The 14,919-nt window shown below is 70.7% G+C and carries 14 protein-coding genes and 1 tRNA gene; 12 read left to right on the top strand and 3 right to left on the bottom strand.

The annotated features are described in order from the left end of the window. Window positions 1-29: 29 nt before the first annotated feature. From FHS88_RS10180 to serS, 4 genes are all read left to right on the top strand, one after another. Window positions 30-1,076, top strand: a complete 1,047-nt coding sequence (locus FHS88_RS10180; RefSeq protein WP_184484209.1) for an ABC transporter ATP-binding protein — start codon at window positions 30-32, stop codon at window positions 1,074-1,076. 85 nt (window positions 1,077-1,161) lie between these two features. After that, window positions 1,162-1,677, top strand: coding sequence for a Sec-independent protein translocase protein TatB (gene tatB, locus FHS88_RS10175; protein ID WP_184484207.1), 516 nt, complete (start codon window positions 1,162-1,164; stop codon window positions 1,675-1,677). A 14-nt stretch (window positions 1,678-1,691) separates the two neighbouring features. Continuing rightward, the gene (gene tatC, locus FHS88_RS10170) at window positions 1,692-2,486 is read left to right on the top strand and encodes a twin-arginine translocase subunit TatC (RefSeq protein ID WP_408902379.1); all 795 of its coding nucleotides are present in this window, start codon (window positions 1,692-1,694) and stop codon (window positions 2,484-2,486) included. An 11-nt stretch (window positions 2,487-2,497) separates the two neighbouring features. After that, window positions 2,498-3,766: a serine--tRNA ligase gene (gene serS, locus FHS88_RS10165; RefSeq protein ID WP_184484205.1), complete on the top strand. Its 1,269-nt coding sequence runs from the start codon at window positions 2,498-2,500 to the stop codon at window positions 3,764-3,766. Window positions 3,767-3,790: 24 nt separating this feature from the next. Here the strand turns inward: serS and FHS88_RS10160 are convergent, their stop codons facing one another. After that, window positions 3,791-4,654, bottom strand: a complete 864-nt coding sequence (locus FHS88_RS10160) for an ATP-binding protein (protein ID WP_184484203.1) — start codon at window positions 4,652-4,654, stop codon at window positions 3,791-3,793. Window positions 4,655-4,744: 90 nt separating this feature from the next. On the opposite strand from FHS88_RS10160, the gene yajC reads away from it, so the two are divergent. Further along, window positions 4,745-5,092: a preprotein translocase subunit YajC gene (gene yajC, locus FHS88_RS10155; RefSeq protein ID WP_184484201.1), complete on the top strand. Its 348-nt coding sequence runs from the start codon at window positions 4,745-4,747 to the stop codon at window positions 5,090-5,092. Window positions 5,093-5,170: 78 nt separating this feature from the next. Here yajC and FHS88_RS10150 read toward each other — a convergent pair whose 3' ends face one another. Continuing rightward, complete coding sequence (locus tag FHS88_RS10150) at window positions 5,171-5,812, bottom strand: superoxide dismutase (RefSeq protein ID WP_184484199.1); 642 nt, start codon at window positions 5,810-5,812, stop codon at window positions 5,171-5,173. A gap of 125 nt (window positions 5,813-5,937) precedes the next feature. On the opposite strand from FHS88_RS10150, the gene FHS88_RS10145 reads away from it, so the two are divergent. Beyond that, window positions 5,938-6,747: a squalene/phytoene synthase family protein gene (locus tag FHS88_RS10145; RefSeq protein WP_338146511.1), complete on the top strand. Its 810-nt coding sequence runs from the start codon at window positions 5,938-5,940 to the stop codon at window positions 6,745-6,747. A 52-nt stretch (window positions 6,748-6,799) separates the two neighbouring features. Here the strand turns inward: FHS88_RS10145 and uvrA are convergent, their stop codons facing one another. Continuing rightward, window positions 6,800-9,661 carry an excinuclease ABC subunit UvrA gene (gene uvrA / locus FHS88_RS10140; RefSeq protein ID WP_184484197.1) on the bottom strand — a complete coding sequence of 954 codons (2,862 nt, stop codon included), beginning with the start codon at window positions 9,659-9,661 and terminating at the stop codon, window positions 6,800-6,802. Window positions 9,662-9,842: 181 nt separating this feature from the next. Here uvrA and ssb point away from each other — a divergent pair, with 181 nt between their 5' ends. From ssb to FHS88_RS10110, 6 genes are all read left to right on the top strand, one after another. Next, entirely contained in the window at window positions 9,843-10,352 is a 510-nt protein-coding gene (gene ssb, locus FHS88_RS10135; protein ID WP_184484195.1) for a single-stranded DNA-binding protein, read from the top strand. Between the two features lie 109 nt (window positions 10,353-10,461). After that, window positions 10,462-13,203 (top strand): DNA gyrase subunit A, encoded by a 2,742-nt coding sequence (gyrA, locus tag FHS88_RS10130; protein ID WP_338146509.1) that lies wholly within the window; start codon window positions 10,462-10,464, stop codon window positions 13,201-13,203. After that, a complete protein-coding gene (gene coaD / locus FHS88_RS10125) occupies window positions 13,196-13,705 on the top strand; it encodes a pantetheine-phosphate adenylyltransferase (RefSeq protein WP_184484193.1) in 510 nt (169 codons plus the stop codon). Before gyrA ends, coaD begins: the two co-directional genes overlap by 8 nt. A gap of 13 nt (window positions 13,706-13,718) precedes the next feature. Next, the gene (locus FHS88_RS10120; RefSeq protein WP_184484191.1) at window positions 13,719-14,279 is read left to right on the top strand and encodes a peptidylprolyl isomerase; all 561 of its coding nucleotides are present in this window, start codon (window positions 13,719-13,721) and stop codon (window positions 14,277-14,279) included. Between the two features lie 12 nt (window positions 14,280-14,291). After that, a complete protein-coding gene (locus FHS88_RS10115) occupies window positions 14,292-14,795 on the top strand; it encodes a peptidylprolyl isomerase (protein WP_184484189.1) in 504 nt (167 codons plus the stop codon). Between the two features lie 43 nt (window positions 14,796-14,838). Next, window positions 14,839-14,914 (top strand) — tRNA-Lys (locus tag FHS88_RS10110). Window positions 14,915-14,919 lie beyond the last annotated feature (5 nt).

The raw sequence follows: 14,919 nt of genomic DNA, 5'->3' as shown, positions 1-14,919 counted from the left end.
CTTTCGCGGCCCGCGCGCCAGGGGCGGCCATGACGCTGGTCTTTCGCGGCGTGCGCCATGCCTATGGCGCGAACCAGGTGCTCAAGGGCGTGGACCTGACGGTCGCGCCGGGGGAGATCGTCTGCCTGCTCGGCGCCTCGGGCTGCGGCAAGACGACGCTGCTGCGCCTTGCCGCCGGGCTCGAGCCCCTGCAGGAGGGGCGGATCGAACTGGGCGGGCAGGTCATCGCGGAGCCGGGGCGGGAGGTGCCGCCCGAGCGCCGCGGCGTGGGCTTCGTGTTCCAGGACTACGCGCTGTTTCCCCACCTCACGGTGGCGGAGAACGTCGCCTTCGGGCTGCGCTTCGCGGCCCGCGGCGAAAGGGCGGCGCGGGTCGCCGATGCGCTGGAGCGCGTCGGGCTGACCTCGCACCGGGATGCCTTCCCGCACATGCTCTCGGGCGGGCAGCAGCAGCGGGTGGCGCTGGCGCGCGCGCTCGCGCCGCTGCCCTCGGTGCTGTTGCTCGATGAGGCCTTCGCGAGCCTGGACACGCGGCTGCGCGAGCAGGTGCGCGACGACACGCTGCACGTGCTCCAGACTGCCGGGATCGCCACCCTGCTCGTCACCCACGATTCGGAGGAGGCGATGTTCATGGCCGACCGCATCGCGCTGATGCGGGAGGGGCGGATCCTGCAGCTCGGCACGCCCGAGGCGCTCTATTTCTCCCCGGCCGACCGCTATGTCGCGACCTTCCTCGGCGAGGTGAACCGCCTGCCCGCCCGGGTGCGCGAGGGCCGGGCGGAGACCGCCCTGGGCAGCCTGCCGGCGAAGGGCCTGGCCGAGGCCACCGCCGCCGAGGTCCTGGTCCGGCCCGAGGGGCTCTGCCTCGGCAGCCTCGAAGGGGAGGTCGCGGAGGTCGAGGCCTGCCGCCTGCTCGGGGCGAGCACCATGGTCCACCTGGCGCTGCCGGACGGGCAGGGCGGCGTGCTGCACCTGCATGCCCGGCTGCAGGCGGGCCGGCGCCTCGCCCGGGGCGATCGCGTAACGGTCGGCCTGGACCCCGAGCGGGCCTTCGTCTTTCCCCTCGAGGCTTCCTAGATAAAGTGCGCCGCATTGGCGGCGTGCCGGCTTCCTGCTAACGGGGCTGCCCCGCCGGCAGTCGCGCCGGGGGATGAAGGGACCCATGCTGGACCTCGCCTGGTCGGAGATCGCCTTGATTGCCGTGGTGGCGCTCGTCGTCATCGGCCCCAAGGACCTGCCCGACGCCATCAAGGGCGTCGCGAAGGGCATCCAGTCGCTGCGCCGCAAGGTGGCGGAGTTCCAGCAGCAGGCCGACGAGCTGGTGCGCGAGGCGAAGCTCGAGGATGTGCGCAACCAGATCGCGGACGTGCGCAACACGATCAGCGACATCCGCAACTTCGACCTCAAGGGCGAGATCGAGAAGGCGGTGGACGCCGACGGCACGGTGCGCAAGGCCTTCGAGGACCCGATGGCCGGCAGCAGCTACACGCCGCCGAGCTATGAGCCCCCGCCGGTGCCGGAGAACGCGCCGGCCTTCGTGCCGCCCGAGGTGGCGCGCTGGGCGCCGCCGCCCCCGCCGCCGCCCGCGCCCGTGGCCGAGGCGCCGCCCGCACCCGCCTTCGTCCCGCCAGCCCAGAGCGCCGCCGCGAAGCCCGCCGGCACCACCCCGAGCGTTTGAGGGGAACCGGGTCCTTGCCCCGCGACACCGACACCGACGACGATCCCATCAACGACAAGCCCATGCCGTTGATGGACCACCTGAAGGAGCTGCGGCAGCGGCTCCTGTGGTCGATCGGCGCCTTCATCCTGTGCTTCGCGGTCTGCTACTACTTCGCGCAGCAGATCTACGGCTTCCTGGCCCGCCCGCTGGCCGACATCCTGGCCGCGCAGCCCGGCGGCGGAGAGCGGCGGATGATCTACACCGCGCTCTACGAGGCCTTCTTCACCTACCTGAAGGTCGCCTTCTTCGGGGCGGTGTTCTTCTCCTTCCCGATGTGGGCGACGCAGCTCTGGCTGTTCGTCGCACCCGGCCTCTACCGCAGCGAGAAGCGGGCGATCCTGCCCTTCCTGATCGCCTCGCCATTCCTCTTCGTGCTGGGCGCGGCGATGGTCTACTACTTCATCTTCCCGCTGGCCTGGAGCTTCTTCATCTCCTTCGAGACGCCGCCGGGCTCGGGCGGCATCCCGGTGCAGCTCGAGGCGAAGGTGGGCGAGTATCTCTCGCTGGTGATGCACCTGATCCTCGCCTTCGGCATCGCCTTCCAACTTCCGGTGCTGCTGACGCTGCTCTGCCGCGTGGGCATCCTGAACGTGGACAGCCTGCGCAAGGGCCGGCGCTATGCGATCGTGGGCATGTTCGTGGTGGCCGCCGTGATCACGCCGCCGGACATCATCAGCCAGATCGGCCTCGCGCTGCCGCTGATCCTGCTCTACGAGATCTCGATCCTCGCGGCGCGCTGGATGACGCCCAAGACCGAGCAGAACTGAGGGCTTCGGCCATGCATGACATCAGGGCGGTGCGGGCGGATCCCGCGGCCTTCGACGCGGCTCTGGCGCGCCGGGGGCTGGCGCCGGCGGCGGCCGCTGTCCTGCGCCATGACGAGGCGCGGCGGGCCGCGCAGACCGCGCTGCAGGAGAAGCAGGCGCGGCGCAACGCCATCGCGAAGGAGATCGGCATCGCCAAGCGGCAGGGCGCCGACACCGCGGCGCTGGAAGCCGAGGCGGTGACGCTGCGCGAGGAGATGGCCGCGCTCGACGCCGCCGCCGCTGCGGCCGAGCGGGAGCAAGCGGCGCTGCTCGAAGTGCTGCCCAACATCCTCGACCCCGAGGTGCCCGAGGGCAGCGACGAGACGGCCAATGTCGTGCTGCACCAGAGCGGCGAGCCGCTGGTCTTTCCCTTCACGCCGAAGCAGCATTTCGAGATCGGCGAGGCGCTCGGGCTGATGGATTTCGGCACCGCCGCGAAGCTCGCCGGCGCGCGCTTCACCGTGCTGAAGGGGGCGCTGGCGCGGCTCGAGCGCGCGCTCGGGCAGTGGATGCTCGCGCTGCACACCGAGGCGCATGGCTACACCGAGGCCTCGGTCCCGCTGCTGGTCAACGATGCGACCATCCACGGCACCGGCCAGTTGCCGAAATTCGCGGAGGATCTGTTCCGCACCACCGACGGGCGCTGGCTGATCCCGACAGCCGAGGTGCCGCTGACCAACTTCGCCGCGGGCGAGATCCTGCCGGAGTCGGCGCTGCCGATCCGCCTGACGGCGCTCACGCCCTGCTTCCGCTCCGAGGCCGGCAGCGCCGGGCGCGACACCCGCGGCATGCTGCGCCAGCACCAGTTCGCGAAGGTCGAGCTGGTCTCCATCACCGCGCCCGAGCATTCGGCGGAGGAGCACGAGCGCATGACGCGCTGCGCCGAGCGCGTGCTGACCGATCTCGGGCTGACCTGGCGACGGGTGTTCCTCTGCGCCGGCGACACCGGCTTCAGCGCCGCGCGGACCTACGACCTCGAGGTCTGGCTGCCGGGGCAGGGGGCGTGGCGGGAGATCTCCTCCTGCTCCAACTGCCGGGACTTCCAGGCGCGGCGGATGAACGCGCGCATGAAGCCCAAGGACGGCAAGGGCAATGTCTTCCTGCACACGCTGAACGGCTCGGGCGTGGCGGTGGGGCGCGCGCTGATCGCGGTGCTGGAAACCTACCAGCAGGCGGATGGCAGCGTGCGCGTGCCGGACGTGCTGCTGCCGTTCATGGGCGGCGTCAGCCGGATCGGGTGACGCCGCGCCGCGGTGCGGCGGGCGTCAGGCCTCGATCCGCACCCCGAGCCGCCCGGCGAGATCCAGGATGAACTGCCAGGCGACGCGGCCCGAGCGCCCGCCGCGCGTCACCGACCATTCCACCGCCTGGGCGCGCAGCTCCTCCTGCGGCACCGGTAGGCCGAAATGGGCCGCGTAGCCCTCGACCATGGCGAAGAAGGTGTCCTGGTCGGCGTTGTGAAAGCCGATCCAGAGGCCGAAGCGGTCCGAGAGCGAGACTTTCTCCTCGATCGCCTCGCTGCCGTGGATGGCGGTGCTGCGCTCGTTCTCGATCATGTCGCGCGACATCAGGTGCCGGCGGTTCGAGGTGGCGTAGAAGAGCACATTCGGCGGGCGGCCCTCGATGCCGCCGTCGAGCACCGATTTCAGCGCCTTGTAGTCGGAATCCTCGCGCTCGAAGGAGAGGTCGTCGCAGAAGACAAGGCAGCGGCGGGGCTGGGCGCGGAGCTGGCCGAGCAGGTCGGGCAGGGTGCGGATGTCCTCGCGATGGATCTCGATCAGCGCGAGCGCGCCCGGGATCTCGGCATTGGCGGCGGCGTGCGCGGCCTTGACCAGGGAGGATTTCCCGGTGCCGCGCGCCCCCCACAGCATCGCGTTGTTGGCGGTGAAGCCGCGCGCGAAGCGCAGCGTGTTCTCGAGCAGCAGGTCCTTCTGCCGGTCCACCCCGCGCAGCAGGCCGATCGGCACCGCCGCGACCCGCGGCACCGGGGCCAGCAGGGGCCGCGGCGCGGGGTGCCAGACGAAGGCATCGGCGGCGGTGAGGTCGAGGGCGCCGGCAGGCGGCGGGGCGAGGCGTTCGAGCGCCTCGGCGATGCGGGTCAGGGCGGGGAGCAGGTCGGCGTCGTGCATGGCGGGCGGAATAGGCCGGGATGCTATTGACGGGAAGGGGCGGGCGGCTAGGTTGCCGCGCCTTCACGCCGGATGACGGAACAAAGCCCCATGTGGACCCCCTTCGGGATCTCTCCCGCCTATGCCCAGGACGCCGCCGGAGGCGCCGGGATCGTGATGCAGCTCCTGCCTTTGGTGCTGATCTTCGTCGTCTTCTACTTCCTGCTGATCCGCCCGCAGCAGAAGAAGATGAAGGAGCATCGGGAGATGCTCGGCCAGCTCAAGCGCAACGACCGCATCGTGACCGCGGGCGGGATCGTCGCCACCATCACCAAGGTGAAGGAGGGCTCGGACGAGATCGAGGCGGAGATCGCGCCGAATGTGCGCGTGACGGTGGTTCGCGGGACGATCACCAGCGTGATCAAGCCGCAGGCAGCGAACGACGAGAAATCCTCCTGAACCAGGCGGGTTTCGCCCCATGAGAAAGGGCGCCGGGATCATTCCCGGCGCCCTTCGCGCATTCGCGGTGAGGGCGGATCAGGCCGACTGGCCGGCGGTGAAGCCGCCCTTGGCCAGGAGGTCGGCCACGACCTCCCAGTTCACCAGCCTGTCCAGGAAGTTCGCGAGGTAGTTCGGCCGCACGTTGCGGAAATCGAGGTAGTAGGCGTGCTCCCACACGTCGCAGCCGAGGATCGGCTGGCCCTCGCCGGTCGAGAGCGGGTTCGCGCCGTTCGGCGTCTTGGTGACCTTGAGCTTGCCGTCGGTGCCGATCACGAGCCAGGCCCAGCCCGAGCCGAACTGCGTGGCGCCCGCGGTCTTGAAGGCCTCCTTGAAGGCGGCGAGGCCGCCGAGGTCGCTGTCGATCTTCGCGGCCAGCGCGGCCGGGACGCTCTCGCCATGGCTGCCGCCGGGCGTCATGACCTGCCAGAACAGGCAGTGGTTCCAGTGCTGGCCGGCCTGGTTCAGCACGGGCAGGCCGTCGGCGCCCTGCCTGCCGGCCTCGGCGCAGATGGCCTCGAGCGACTTGCCGGCGAGGCCCTTGCTCTCGATCAGGCCGTTCAGCGCGGTGACATAGGCGTTGTGGTGCTTGCCGTGATGGAGTTCGAGCGTCTCCTGGCACATGCCGTTGGCAGCAAGCGCGCCGGTGGAATAGGGCAGCGGGGGCAGGCTGAAGGCCATGGGTGTCTCTCCCGATCGTCGGACGAAGCGCGGGCCGCGCCACCCGGCCGAGGTAGGCGGGGCGATGAGGGCCGTCAACCGGAGGCGGGCTTTCGCGCGGCGGTGCGCGGGCGCATATCGGCGCGGTGAGCCTCTCCGCCATCGGCGCCTTCGCGCGCCGCCACGACCTGGACCGCTTCCTCTGCGCGCTCTTCGCCCCGGCGGAGCGGCGCGAGGCGGTCTTCGCCCTGATCGCCTTCAACCACGAACTCGCCCGCGCGCGGGAGGCGGCCTCGAACCCCATGGCGGCGCTGATCCGCCTGCAATGGTGGCGCGAGGTGGTGGAGGGCGCGCGCGGCGGCGCCGCGGCGCGGCGGCACGAGGTGGCGGGCCCGCTGCACGAGGCCGTCGCGGCCGGCGCGCTCGATGCCGATGCGCTGCTGGCCATGGTGGATGCGCGCGAGATCGAGGCGGAGGAGGACGGCATCGCCGGCGAGGAGGAGTTCGTCGCCTGGCTGCGCGGCACCGCCGGGGGGTGGTGCGCGGCGGCGGGCCGGGCGCTCGGCGCGGATCCCGCTGCGGCCGAGGTGCTGCGCGGGCTGGGTGCGGCCTATGGCCTCGCGGGCGTGCTGCGCAGCCTGGGCGCGCAGGCCGCGCGCGGGCGCTGCCTGCTGCCGCGGGACCGGCTGGCGCGCGCCGGATTGGACGCGGAGGCGGTTATCCGCGGGGCGGGAGGCGCCGCGCTGGCCGGGCTGCTGCGCGAGATTGCGGCGGAGGGGCTGGAGGCGCTGCGCGCGGCGCGGCGCGACGTGCCGCGTGCCGCGATCGCCGCCGCCTTGCCGGCGGTGCTGGCGCGCCGCGATCTCGCGAGGCTTGCGGCGGGGCGCGATGCCGGCGCAAGGGGCCTCGGCGACCGGCTGGCGGTGACGCTCGCGGGGCTTCGCGGCGGGGTGTGACGGATGCTGCGCCGGTCGTGGCGATGGCGTTGACGCGTGCGCGCCTGTCCTGTCAGGCCCGTCTGCGCTTGCGCGCCGGGGTCTCGGCACGTTCGAGCAGCGGGGCGAGGAAACGGCCGGTGTGGCTTTCGGCCACCGCGGCGATGTCCTCGGGCGTGCCTTCCGCCACCAGGCGGCCGCCGCCTTCGCCGCCCTCGGGGCCGAGGTCGAGCACCCAGTCGGCGGTCTTGATGACTTCGAGGTTGTGCTCGATCACCACCACGGTGTTGCCCTGGTCCACCAGCGCGTGCAGCACCTCGAGCAGCTTGCGTACGTCCTCGAAATGCAGCCCCGTGGTGGGTTCGTCGAGGATGTAGAGGGTGCGCCCGGTGGCGCGGCGGCTGAGTTCCTTCGACAGCTTGATGCGCTGCGCCTCGCCGCCGCTCAGCGTCGTGGCCTGCTGGCCGAGATGGATGTAGCCGAGGCCGACGTCGCGCAGCACGGTCAGCTTGTCGCGGATGGAGGGCACGGCGGAGAAGAACTCCACGCCCTCGTCCACTGTCATGTCGAGCACGTCGGCGATGGACTTGCCGCGGAACTTCACCTCCAGCGTCTCGCGATTGTAGCGCTTGCCCTTGCAGGTGTCGCAGGTGACGTAGACGTCGGGCAGGAAATGCATCTCGATCTTGATGAGGCCGTCGCCCTGGCAGGCCTCGCAACGCCCGCCCTTCACATTGAAGGAGAAGCGGCCGGGCTTGTAGCCGCGCGCGCGGGATTCCGGCATTTCCGCGAACCAGTCGCGGATCGGGGCAAACAGGCCGGTGTAGGTGGCGGGGTTGGAGCGCGGCGTGCGGCCGATCGGCGACTGGTCGATGTCGATGATTTTGTCGAGATGCTCCAGCCCCTCGATGCGCTCATGCGGGGCCGGGACCTCGGCCGCGCCCATCAGGCGGCGCGCGGCGGCCTTGTAGAGTGTCTCGACCACCAGCGTGGACTTGCCGCCACCCGAGACCCCGGTGATGCAGGTGAAGGTGCCGAGCGGGATCGCGGCCGTGAGGTTCTTGAGGTTGTTGCCGGTCGCGCCCACCACGCGGAGCTGCTTCCTGCGGTCCGGCTTGCGGCGGCTGGCCGGCACCTCGATGCGGCGCGCGCCCGAGAGGTACTGGCCGGTGAGGCTCGCGGGGTTCGCGGCGACTTCCGCAGGCGTGCCCTGCGCCACGACGCGGCCGCCGCCCTTGCCGGCGGCGGGGCCGATATCGATCAGGTGGTCGGCGCTGCGGATCGCATCCTCGTCATGCTCGACCACGAGCACCGTGTTGCCGAGGTCGCGCAGCCGCCGCAGCGTGGCGAGCAGGCGTTCGTTGTCCCGCTGGTGCAGGCCGATGGAGGGTTCGTCCAGCACGTAGAGCACGCCGGTCAGTCCGCTGCCGATCTGCGAGGCGAGCCGGATGCGCTGCGATTCGCCGCCCGAGAGCGTGGCGGAGGAGCGGCCGAGGGAGAGGTAGTCGAGGCCGACATCCACGAGGAACTGCAGCCTTTCCTCGATTTCGCGCAGGATGCGGCGGGCGATCTCGGCGCGCTGGGGCGTGAGCGTCTGCATCACCGTCGCGAACCATTCGCGCGCGCGGCGGATGGAGAGCTCGCTGACCTCGCCGATGTGCCGGCCCGCCACCTTCACGGACAGCGCCTGCGGCTTGAGGCGGTGCCCGCCGCAGGCGGCGCAGGGTTTCTCCGCCTGGTAGCGGGCCAGGTCCTCCCGCACCCATGGATTGTCGGTTTCCTTGAAGCGGCGCTCGAGGTTCGGGATCACGCCCTCGAAGGGCTTCTTCACCTCATAGGCGCGCAGCCCGTCCTTGTAGCGGAGCGTGACGACGTCATCGCCGGTCCCGAACAGGATCTGCCGGCGCACCTCGGCCGGGATGTCCTGCCAGGGCGTCGTCATCGCGAACTTGAAGTGCTTCGCCAGGCTTTCGAGCGTCTGCGTGTAGTAGGGCGACTGAGCGCCGGTCCAGGGCAGGATCGCGCCGTCCTTGAGCGAGACGTCGTCCTGCGGCACGACCAGTTGCGGGTCGAAGAAGGATTCCGTGCCGAGGCCGTCGCAGGCGGGGCAGGCGCCATGCGGCGAGTTGAAGGAGAAGAGGCGCGGCTCGATCTCCTCGATGGTGAAGCCGCTGACGGGGCAGGCGAATTTCGCGCTGAAGACGGTGCGTTCGCCGCTGTCGGCATTCTCGGCATAGGCGATGCCGTCGGCGAGGGCGAGCGCCGTCTCGAAGGAATCCGCGAGGCGCTGCGCCACGCCCTCGCGCACGACGATTCGGTCCACCACGATCTCGATGTCGTGCTTGAGCTTCTTGTCGAGCTTCGGGGCCTCGCTGATCTGGTGCAGGGTGCCGTTGATCTTCACCCGCTCGAATCCGCGCCGCTGCCATTCGGCGAGTTCCTTGCGGTACTCGCCCTTCTTGCCGCGCACCACGGGGGCAAGCAGCAGCAGGCGCGTGCCCTCTGGCATGGCCATCACGCGGTCCACCATCTGGGAGACGGTCTGCGCCTCGATCGGCAGGCCGGTGGCGGGCGAATAGGGCACGCCGACGCGCGCCCAGAGCAGGCGCATGTAGTCGTGGATCTCCGTGACCGTGCCGACGGTGGAGCGCGGGTTGTGGGACGTGGTCTTCTGCTCGATCGAGATGGCGGGCGAGAGGCCCTCGATGCTGTCCACATCCGGCTTCTGCATCAGTTGCAGGAACTGCCGCGCATAGGCCGAGAGCGATTCGACGTAGCGCCGCTGGCCCTCGGCGTAGATCGTGTCGAAGGCGAGGGAGGACTTCCCGGAGCCCGACAGGCCCGTCACGACCGTCAGCGTGTCGCGCGGGATGTCGAGATCCACGTCCTTCAGGTTGTGCTGGCGCGCGCCGCGGATGCGGATATGGCCGGTCATGCTGGGGCTCCGCGCGGCACGGCTGGGCCGGCCGGGTATGTTCCGGTGATGTTCTCTTTCTATATGCCCGCGCCCTGGCCGCTTGGGAAGGGGGCCGGGATGCCGGAATCGGCGTCGGGGATGGCCGCGAGGCGCCGGAAAGGCTAGAACTTCGCACCGGAAAACCTGGGACGGACGACGCATGGCTGGCGTGAACAAGGCGATCATTCTCGGGCGGCTCGGTCGCGATCCGGAGGTCCGCAACTTCCAGAACGGCGGCAAGGTGGTGAACCTGCGGATTGCAACCAGCGAGCGATACAAGGACCGCGACGGCAATCAGCAAGAGAGGACGGAGTGGCACTCCGTCGCCATCTTCAACGAGCGCCTGGGCGAGGTGGCCGAGAAGTACCTGCGCAAGGGCAGCGAGGTGTACATCGAGGGCCAGATCGAGACCCGGAAATGGCAGGGCCAGGACGGGCAGGACCGCTACACCACCGAGATCGTGCTGCGGCAGTATCGCGGCGAGCTGCAACTTGTCGGCGGGCGCGGCGGCGCGGCCGGCGCCGATGAGGGCGGCTATGCCGAACGCCCGTCCGGCGGGCCTTCGCGCGGCGGCTACGAGGGCGGCGGCGGGCAGCGTCCCGGCGGTGGCGGCCGTGGCGGTGGCTGGGATTCGAAGAAGTCCGACCTCGACGACGAGATCCCGTTCTGATCCATGACCGCGCGGCGGTTGACGCAGGCCGCCGCGCGGTGCCTATGACGCCGCATTCCCGCAGGCGTGTGCGCCGCACCGCAATCCCGACCGAATCGAGCCCGACCGCGTGAGCGATCCGACCACCCCTGGCGATACCCCCTCGGACACGACGCCCGTCGCGCTCGAGGAGGAGATGCGCCGCTCCTACCTCGACTATGCGATGAGCGTGATCGTTGCGCGCGCCCTGCCGGATGCGCGCGACGGCCTGAAGCCGGTGCATCGCCGCATCCTGTTCTCGATGTTCGAGAGCGGGTTCACGCCCGACAAGCCCTACCGCAAGTCGGCGCGCGTGACCGGCGACGTGATGGGCAAGTACCATCCGCACGGCGACGCGGCGATCTACGACGCCATGGTGCGCATGGCGCAGCCCTTCTCGATGCGCGTGCCGCTGATCGACGGGCAGGGCAATTTCGGCTCGGTGGACGGCGATCCGCCGGCGGCGATGCGCTACACCGAGGCGCGTCTCGCCCCCTCGGCCATGGCGCTGCTGGAAGGGATCGACGAGGACACGGTCGATTTCCAGCCGAACTACGACGAGAGCGCGGAGGAGCCTCGCGTCCTGCCCGCGGCCTTCCCGAACCTGCTCGTCAACGGCGCGGGCGGCATCGCGGTCGGCATGGCGACCAACATCCCGACGCACAACCCGGGCGAGGTGATCGACGCGACGCTGAAGCTGATCGAGGCGCCGGACACGTCGCTCGAGGAGTTGATGCGCATCATCCCCGGGCCGGATTTCCCGACCGGGGGGCTGATCCTCGGGCGCTCGGGGATCCGCGCGGCCTTCGAGACGGGCCGCGGCTCCATCCCGCTGCGCGCGCGCGCCGAGATCGAGGAGATGCGCGGCGGCCGCCAGGCGATCGCGATCACCGAGATCCCCTACCAGGTGAACAAGGCGAGCCTGCTCGAGAAGATCGCGGAGCTGGTGCGCGCCAAGGCGGTCGAGGGCATCTCCGACCTTCGCGACGAATCCGACCGCTCGGGCATGCGCATCGTCATCGAGCTGAAGCGCGACGCGACGGCGGAGGTGGTGCTGAACCAGCTCTACCGCATGACGCAGCTGCAGACCTCCTTCGCGGTGAACTTCCTGGCGCTGCACCAGGGCAGGCCGCAGCAGATGGGTCTGCGCGACGCGCTGATGGCCTTCATTGCCTTCCGCGAGGAGGTGATCCTGCGGCGGTCGCGCCATCGCCTCGCGAAGGCGCGCGAACGCGGGCATCTGCTGATCGGCCTCGCCATCGCGGTGGCGAACATCGACGAGGTGATCCGCGCGATCCGCGCCAGCGCCGACGGCGCGGCGGCGCGCGCGGCGCTGATGGAGCGCGACTGGCCGGCCGGCGATGTCGGTGCGCTGCTCGCGCTGGTGGACGACTACCGCAACGTCATCACCCCCGAAGGCACGGTGCGGCTGACCGAGGAGCAGGCGCGCGGCATCCTGGACCTGCGCCTGCAGCGGCTGACGGGGCTCGAGCGCGAGAAGATCACGGCGGAGCTCGGCGAGGTCGGGGAGCGTATCCGCGACCTGCTCGACATCCTCGGCTCGCGGATCCGCCGCCTCGAAGTGATGGCCGAGGAGCTGCGAGCGGTGCGCGAGAAGATCGCCTCGCCGCGCCTGACGCAGATCGTGGACGGCCTCGCGGATGTGGACGACGAGAGCCTGATCGAGCCGGGGATGATGGTGGTGACCATCACCCGCGACGGCTACGTCAAGCGCACGCCGCTCGACACCTTCCGCGCGCAGAACCGCGGCGGGCGCGGGCGCACCGGAGCCGCGACGCGGGAGGATGACGTGGTCATCCGCTCCTTCGTCGCGCACACGCACCAGCACGTGCTGTTCTTCACCAGCCGCGGCATGGCCTTCCGCGAGAAGGTCTGGCAGCTCCCCGAAGGCGGCGCGACCGGGCGCGGGCGCTCGCTGCGCCAAGTGCTGGCGCTGCAGGAAAGCGAGAGCGTGACCGCCGTCCTGGCGCTGCCGCTGGATGAGGGGCTGTGGGAGGGGCTGCACCTCGTCTTCGCCACGGCGCAGGGCAATGTCCGGCGCAACCGGCTCTCGGACTTCCGCAACATGCGCTCGACGGGCCTCATCGCCATGAAGCTCGACGAGGGCGACACGCTCGTGGGTGTGGCCACCTGCCGGGAGGGGGACGACGTGCTGCTCGCCACCCGTGCGGGCAAGGCGATCCGCTTCCAGGCGGAGCCCGAGACGCTGCGGCTCTTCGCGGGGCGCGACTCCTCCGGCGTGCGCGGCATCCGCCTGCAGGAGGGCGACAGCGTGATCGCGCTCTCTGTCCTTCGCCATGTCGAGGCGACAGCCGAGGAGCGTGCCGCCTACCTCAAGGCCGCCGCGGCGCGCCGCCGCGCGGCCGGCGAGGAGCCTGAGGCCGCGCCTGCCCAGCCGGAGGAGGGCGAGGAGGCGGTCTCGGAGATCGCGCTGAGCCCCGAGCGCTTCGACGCGCTCGCCGAGGCGGAGGAGATGATCCTCGCGGTGACCGATGCCGGGTTCGGCAAGCGCACATCCGCCTACGAGTATCGCGTGACGGGCCGTGGCGGGCAGGGGATCAACGGCATCACCCTCTCGAAGCGCACCGGCGGGGCGGTCGTCGCGACCTTCCCGGTGCGCGCGGGCGACCACCTGATGCTGGTCACCGATGGCGGGCAGCTCATCCGCATCGAGGCGGACGACGTGCGCATCACCGGCCGCCAGGGCATGGGCGTCACACTGATGCGCCTGTCGGACGGGGAGCGGGTCATCTCCTGTTTCCCGGTTTCCGACGATGGCGAGGACGAGGAAGCGACCGAGAACAATGGCTGAACGCATCGCCCTGTATCCGGGCACCTTCGACCCGGTGACGAACGGGCATCTCGACATCATCGGCCGCGCCGCGCGCCTGGCGGACAGGCTCGTGGTCGGCGTGGCGATCAACATCGGCAAGGGGCCGCTCTTCGACCTCGAGGAGCGGGTCGCGCTGGTCGAGGCCGAGGTCGCGCCGCTCGCCGCGCGCAACGGCACCGTGATCGAGGTGAGGCCCTTCGAGGGGCTGCTCGTGCAGTATGCGCGGCAGATCGGCGCCCGCATAATCATCCGCGGCCTGCGCGCCGTGGCCGATTTCGACTACGAGTTCCAGATGGTCGGCATGAACCGCCGCCTGGACCAGGAGATCGAGACCGTCTTCCTGATGGCCTCGGAGACCAACCAGTTCATCGCCTCCCGCCTCGTCAAGGAGATCGCGCGGCTGGGCGGGGACATCTCGGGCTTCGTCCCCAAGGCGACGCTCGATGCCACCATGGCGAAGATCCGCGCCACACAGGGCTGAAGGAGCCACACGCATGCTTCGAAGGACCATCCTCGGCATGGGCGCCGCCATCGCGGCCGCCCCGGCCTTCGCCCAGCAGCCGGCGCTCGACCCCGAGAACACGCTGATCCTGGAACTTCCGGCCGGGCGGGTGACGATCCAGCTGCTTCCGGACCTTGCGCCCCGCCATGTGGAGCGCGTGAAGACGCTGGCGCGCCAGGGCTTCTACGACAACACGCCGTTCCACCGCGTCATCGACGGCTTCATGGCCCAGGGCGGCGACCCCACCGGCACGGGCACGGGCGGCTCCCGCCTGCCCGACCTGCCGGCCGAGTTCAGCCCGCCCTCCCGCGCGCGCTTCGTGCGCGGCACGGTGGGCGCCGCGCGCACGCAGAATCCGAACAGTGCGAACAGCCAGTTCTTCATCATGTTCGCCCCCGCGCCGAGCCTCGATGGCCAGTACACGATCTGGGGCCGCGTGGTCGGGGGCATGGAGGCGGTGGACCGCATCAAGCGTGGCGATCCGGCGCGCAACGGGGTCGTGACCAACCCCGACCGCATCCGCTCCGCCCGCATCGCCGCCGACATCCGCTGAAGGAGCGACACCATGTCCGACACACCGGCCGCCGATCCCGAGAACACCCTGATCCTCGAGATCGAGCACGGCACCGTCACCATCGCGCTCCGCCCCGACCTTGCGCCGAAGCATGTTGAGCAGATCAAGACGCTCGCGCGCCGCGGCTTCTACGATGGCGTGCCCTTCCACCGCGTGATCGAGGGCTTCATGGCCCAGGGCGGCGACCCGACGGGCACCGGCCGCGGCGGGTCCGACCTGCCCGACATCGAGGCGGAGTTCAGCCAGCCCTCCGTCGCGCGCTTCCAGCGCGGCACCTGCGGCATGGCGCGCACCCAGGATCCCAACAGCGCGAACAGCCAGTTCTTCATCATGTTCGCCCCGGCGCCGAGCCTCGATGGCCAGTACACGATCTGGGGTCAGGTCACCTCGGGCATGGAGGCGGTGGACCGGATCAAGCGCGGCGCCGGCATGTCCGGCATGGTGCAGGAGCCGGACCGGATCCGCAGCATGAGGGTGGCGGCGGACGCGGCCTGAGGCTATGACCCCGGCGCCATCAGGACCCGGCGCCGGGTCCGGCGTGCCCGTAGCTCAGCCGGTAGAGCACGTGACTTTTAATCATGGGGTCCGGGGTTCGAGTCCCCGCGGGCACACCAACGCC

The sequence above is a fragment of the Neoroseomonas alkaliterrae genome, assembly GCF_014199195.1.
In the GTDB taxonomy this organism is placed as follows: domain Bacteria; phylum Pseudomonadota; class Alphaproteobacteria; order Acetobacterales; family Acetobacteraceae; genus Neoroseomonas; species Neoroseomonas alkaliterrae.
This window is presented reverse-complemented; position numbering and strand designations above follow the sequence as displayed.

Bases quoted from the DNA above. Each gene is read 5' to 3' on its own strand.
- FHS88_RS10180 (WP_184484209.1), top strand. From the start codon at position 30: ATGACGCTGGTCTTTCGCGGCGTGCGCCATGCCTATGGCGCGAACCAG.
- coaD (WP_184484193.1), top strand. From the start codon at position 13,196: ATGGCTGAACGCATCGCCCTGTATCCGGGCACCTTCGACCCGGTGACG.
- tatB (WP_184484207.1), top strand. From the start codon at position 1,162: ATGCTGGACCTCGCCTGGTCGGAGATCGCCTTGATTGCCGTGGTGGCG.
- FHS88_RS10115 (WP_184484189.1), top strand. From the start codon at position 14,292: ATGTCCGACACACCGGCCGCCGATCCCGAGAACACCCTGATCCTCGAG.
- FHS88_RS10150 (WP_184484199.1), bottom strand. From the start codon at position 5,812: ATGGCCTTCAGCCTGCCCCCGCTGCCCTATTCCACCGGCGCGCTTGCT.
- FHS88_RS10120 (WP_184484191.1), top strand. From the start codon at position 13,719: ATGCTTCGAAGGACCATCCTCGGCATGGGCGCCGCCATCGCGGCCGCC.
- uvrA (WP_184484197.1), bottom strand. From the start codon at position 9,661: ATGACCGGCCATATCCGCATCCGCGGCGCGCGCCAGCACAACCTGAAG.
- FHS88_RS10160 (WP_184484203.1), bottom strand. From the start codon at position 4,654: ATGCACGACGCCGACCTGCTCCCCGCCCTGACCCGCATCGCCGAGGCG.
- ssb (WP_184484195.1), top strand. From the start codon at position 9,843: ATGGCTGGCGTGAACAAGGCGATCATTCTCGGGCGGCTCGGTCGCGAT.
- serS (WP_184484205.1), top strand. From the start codon at position 2,498: ATGCATGACATCAGGGCGGTGCGGGCGGATCCCGCGGCCTTCGACGCG.
- yajC (WP_184484201.1), top strand. From the start codon at position 4,745: ATGTGGACCCCCTTCGGGATCTCTCCCGCCTATGCCCAGGACGCCGCC.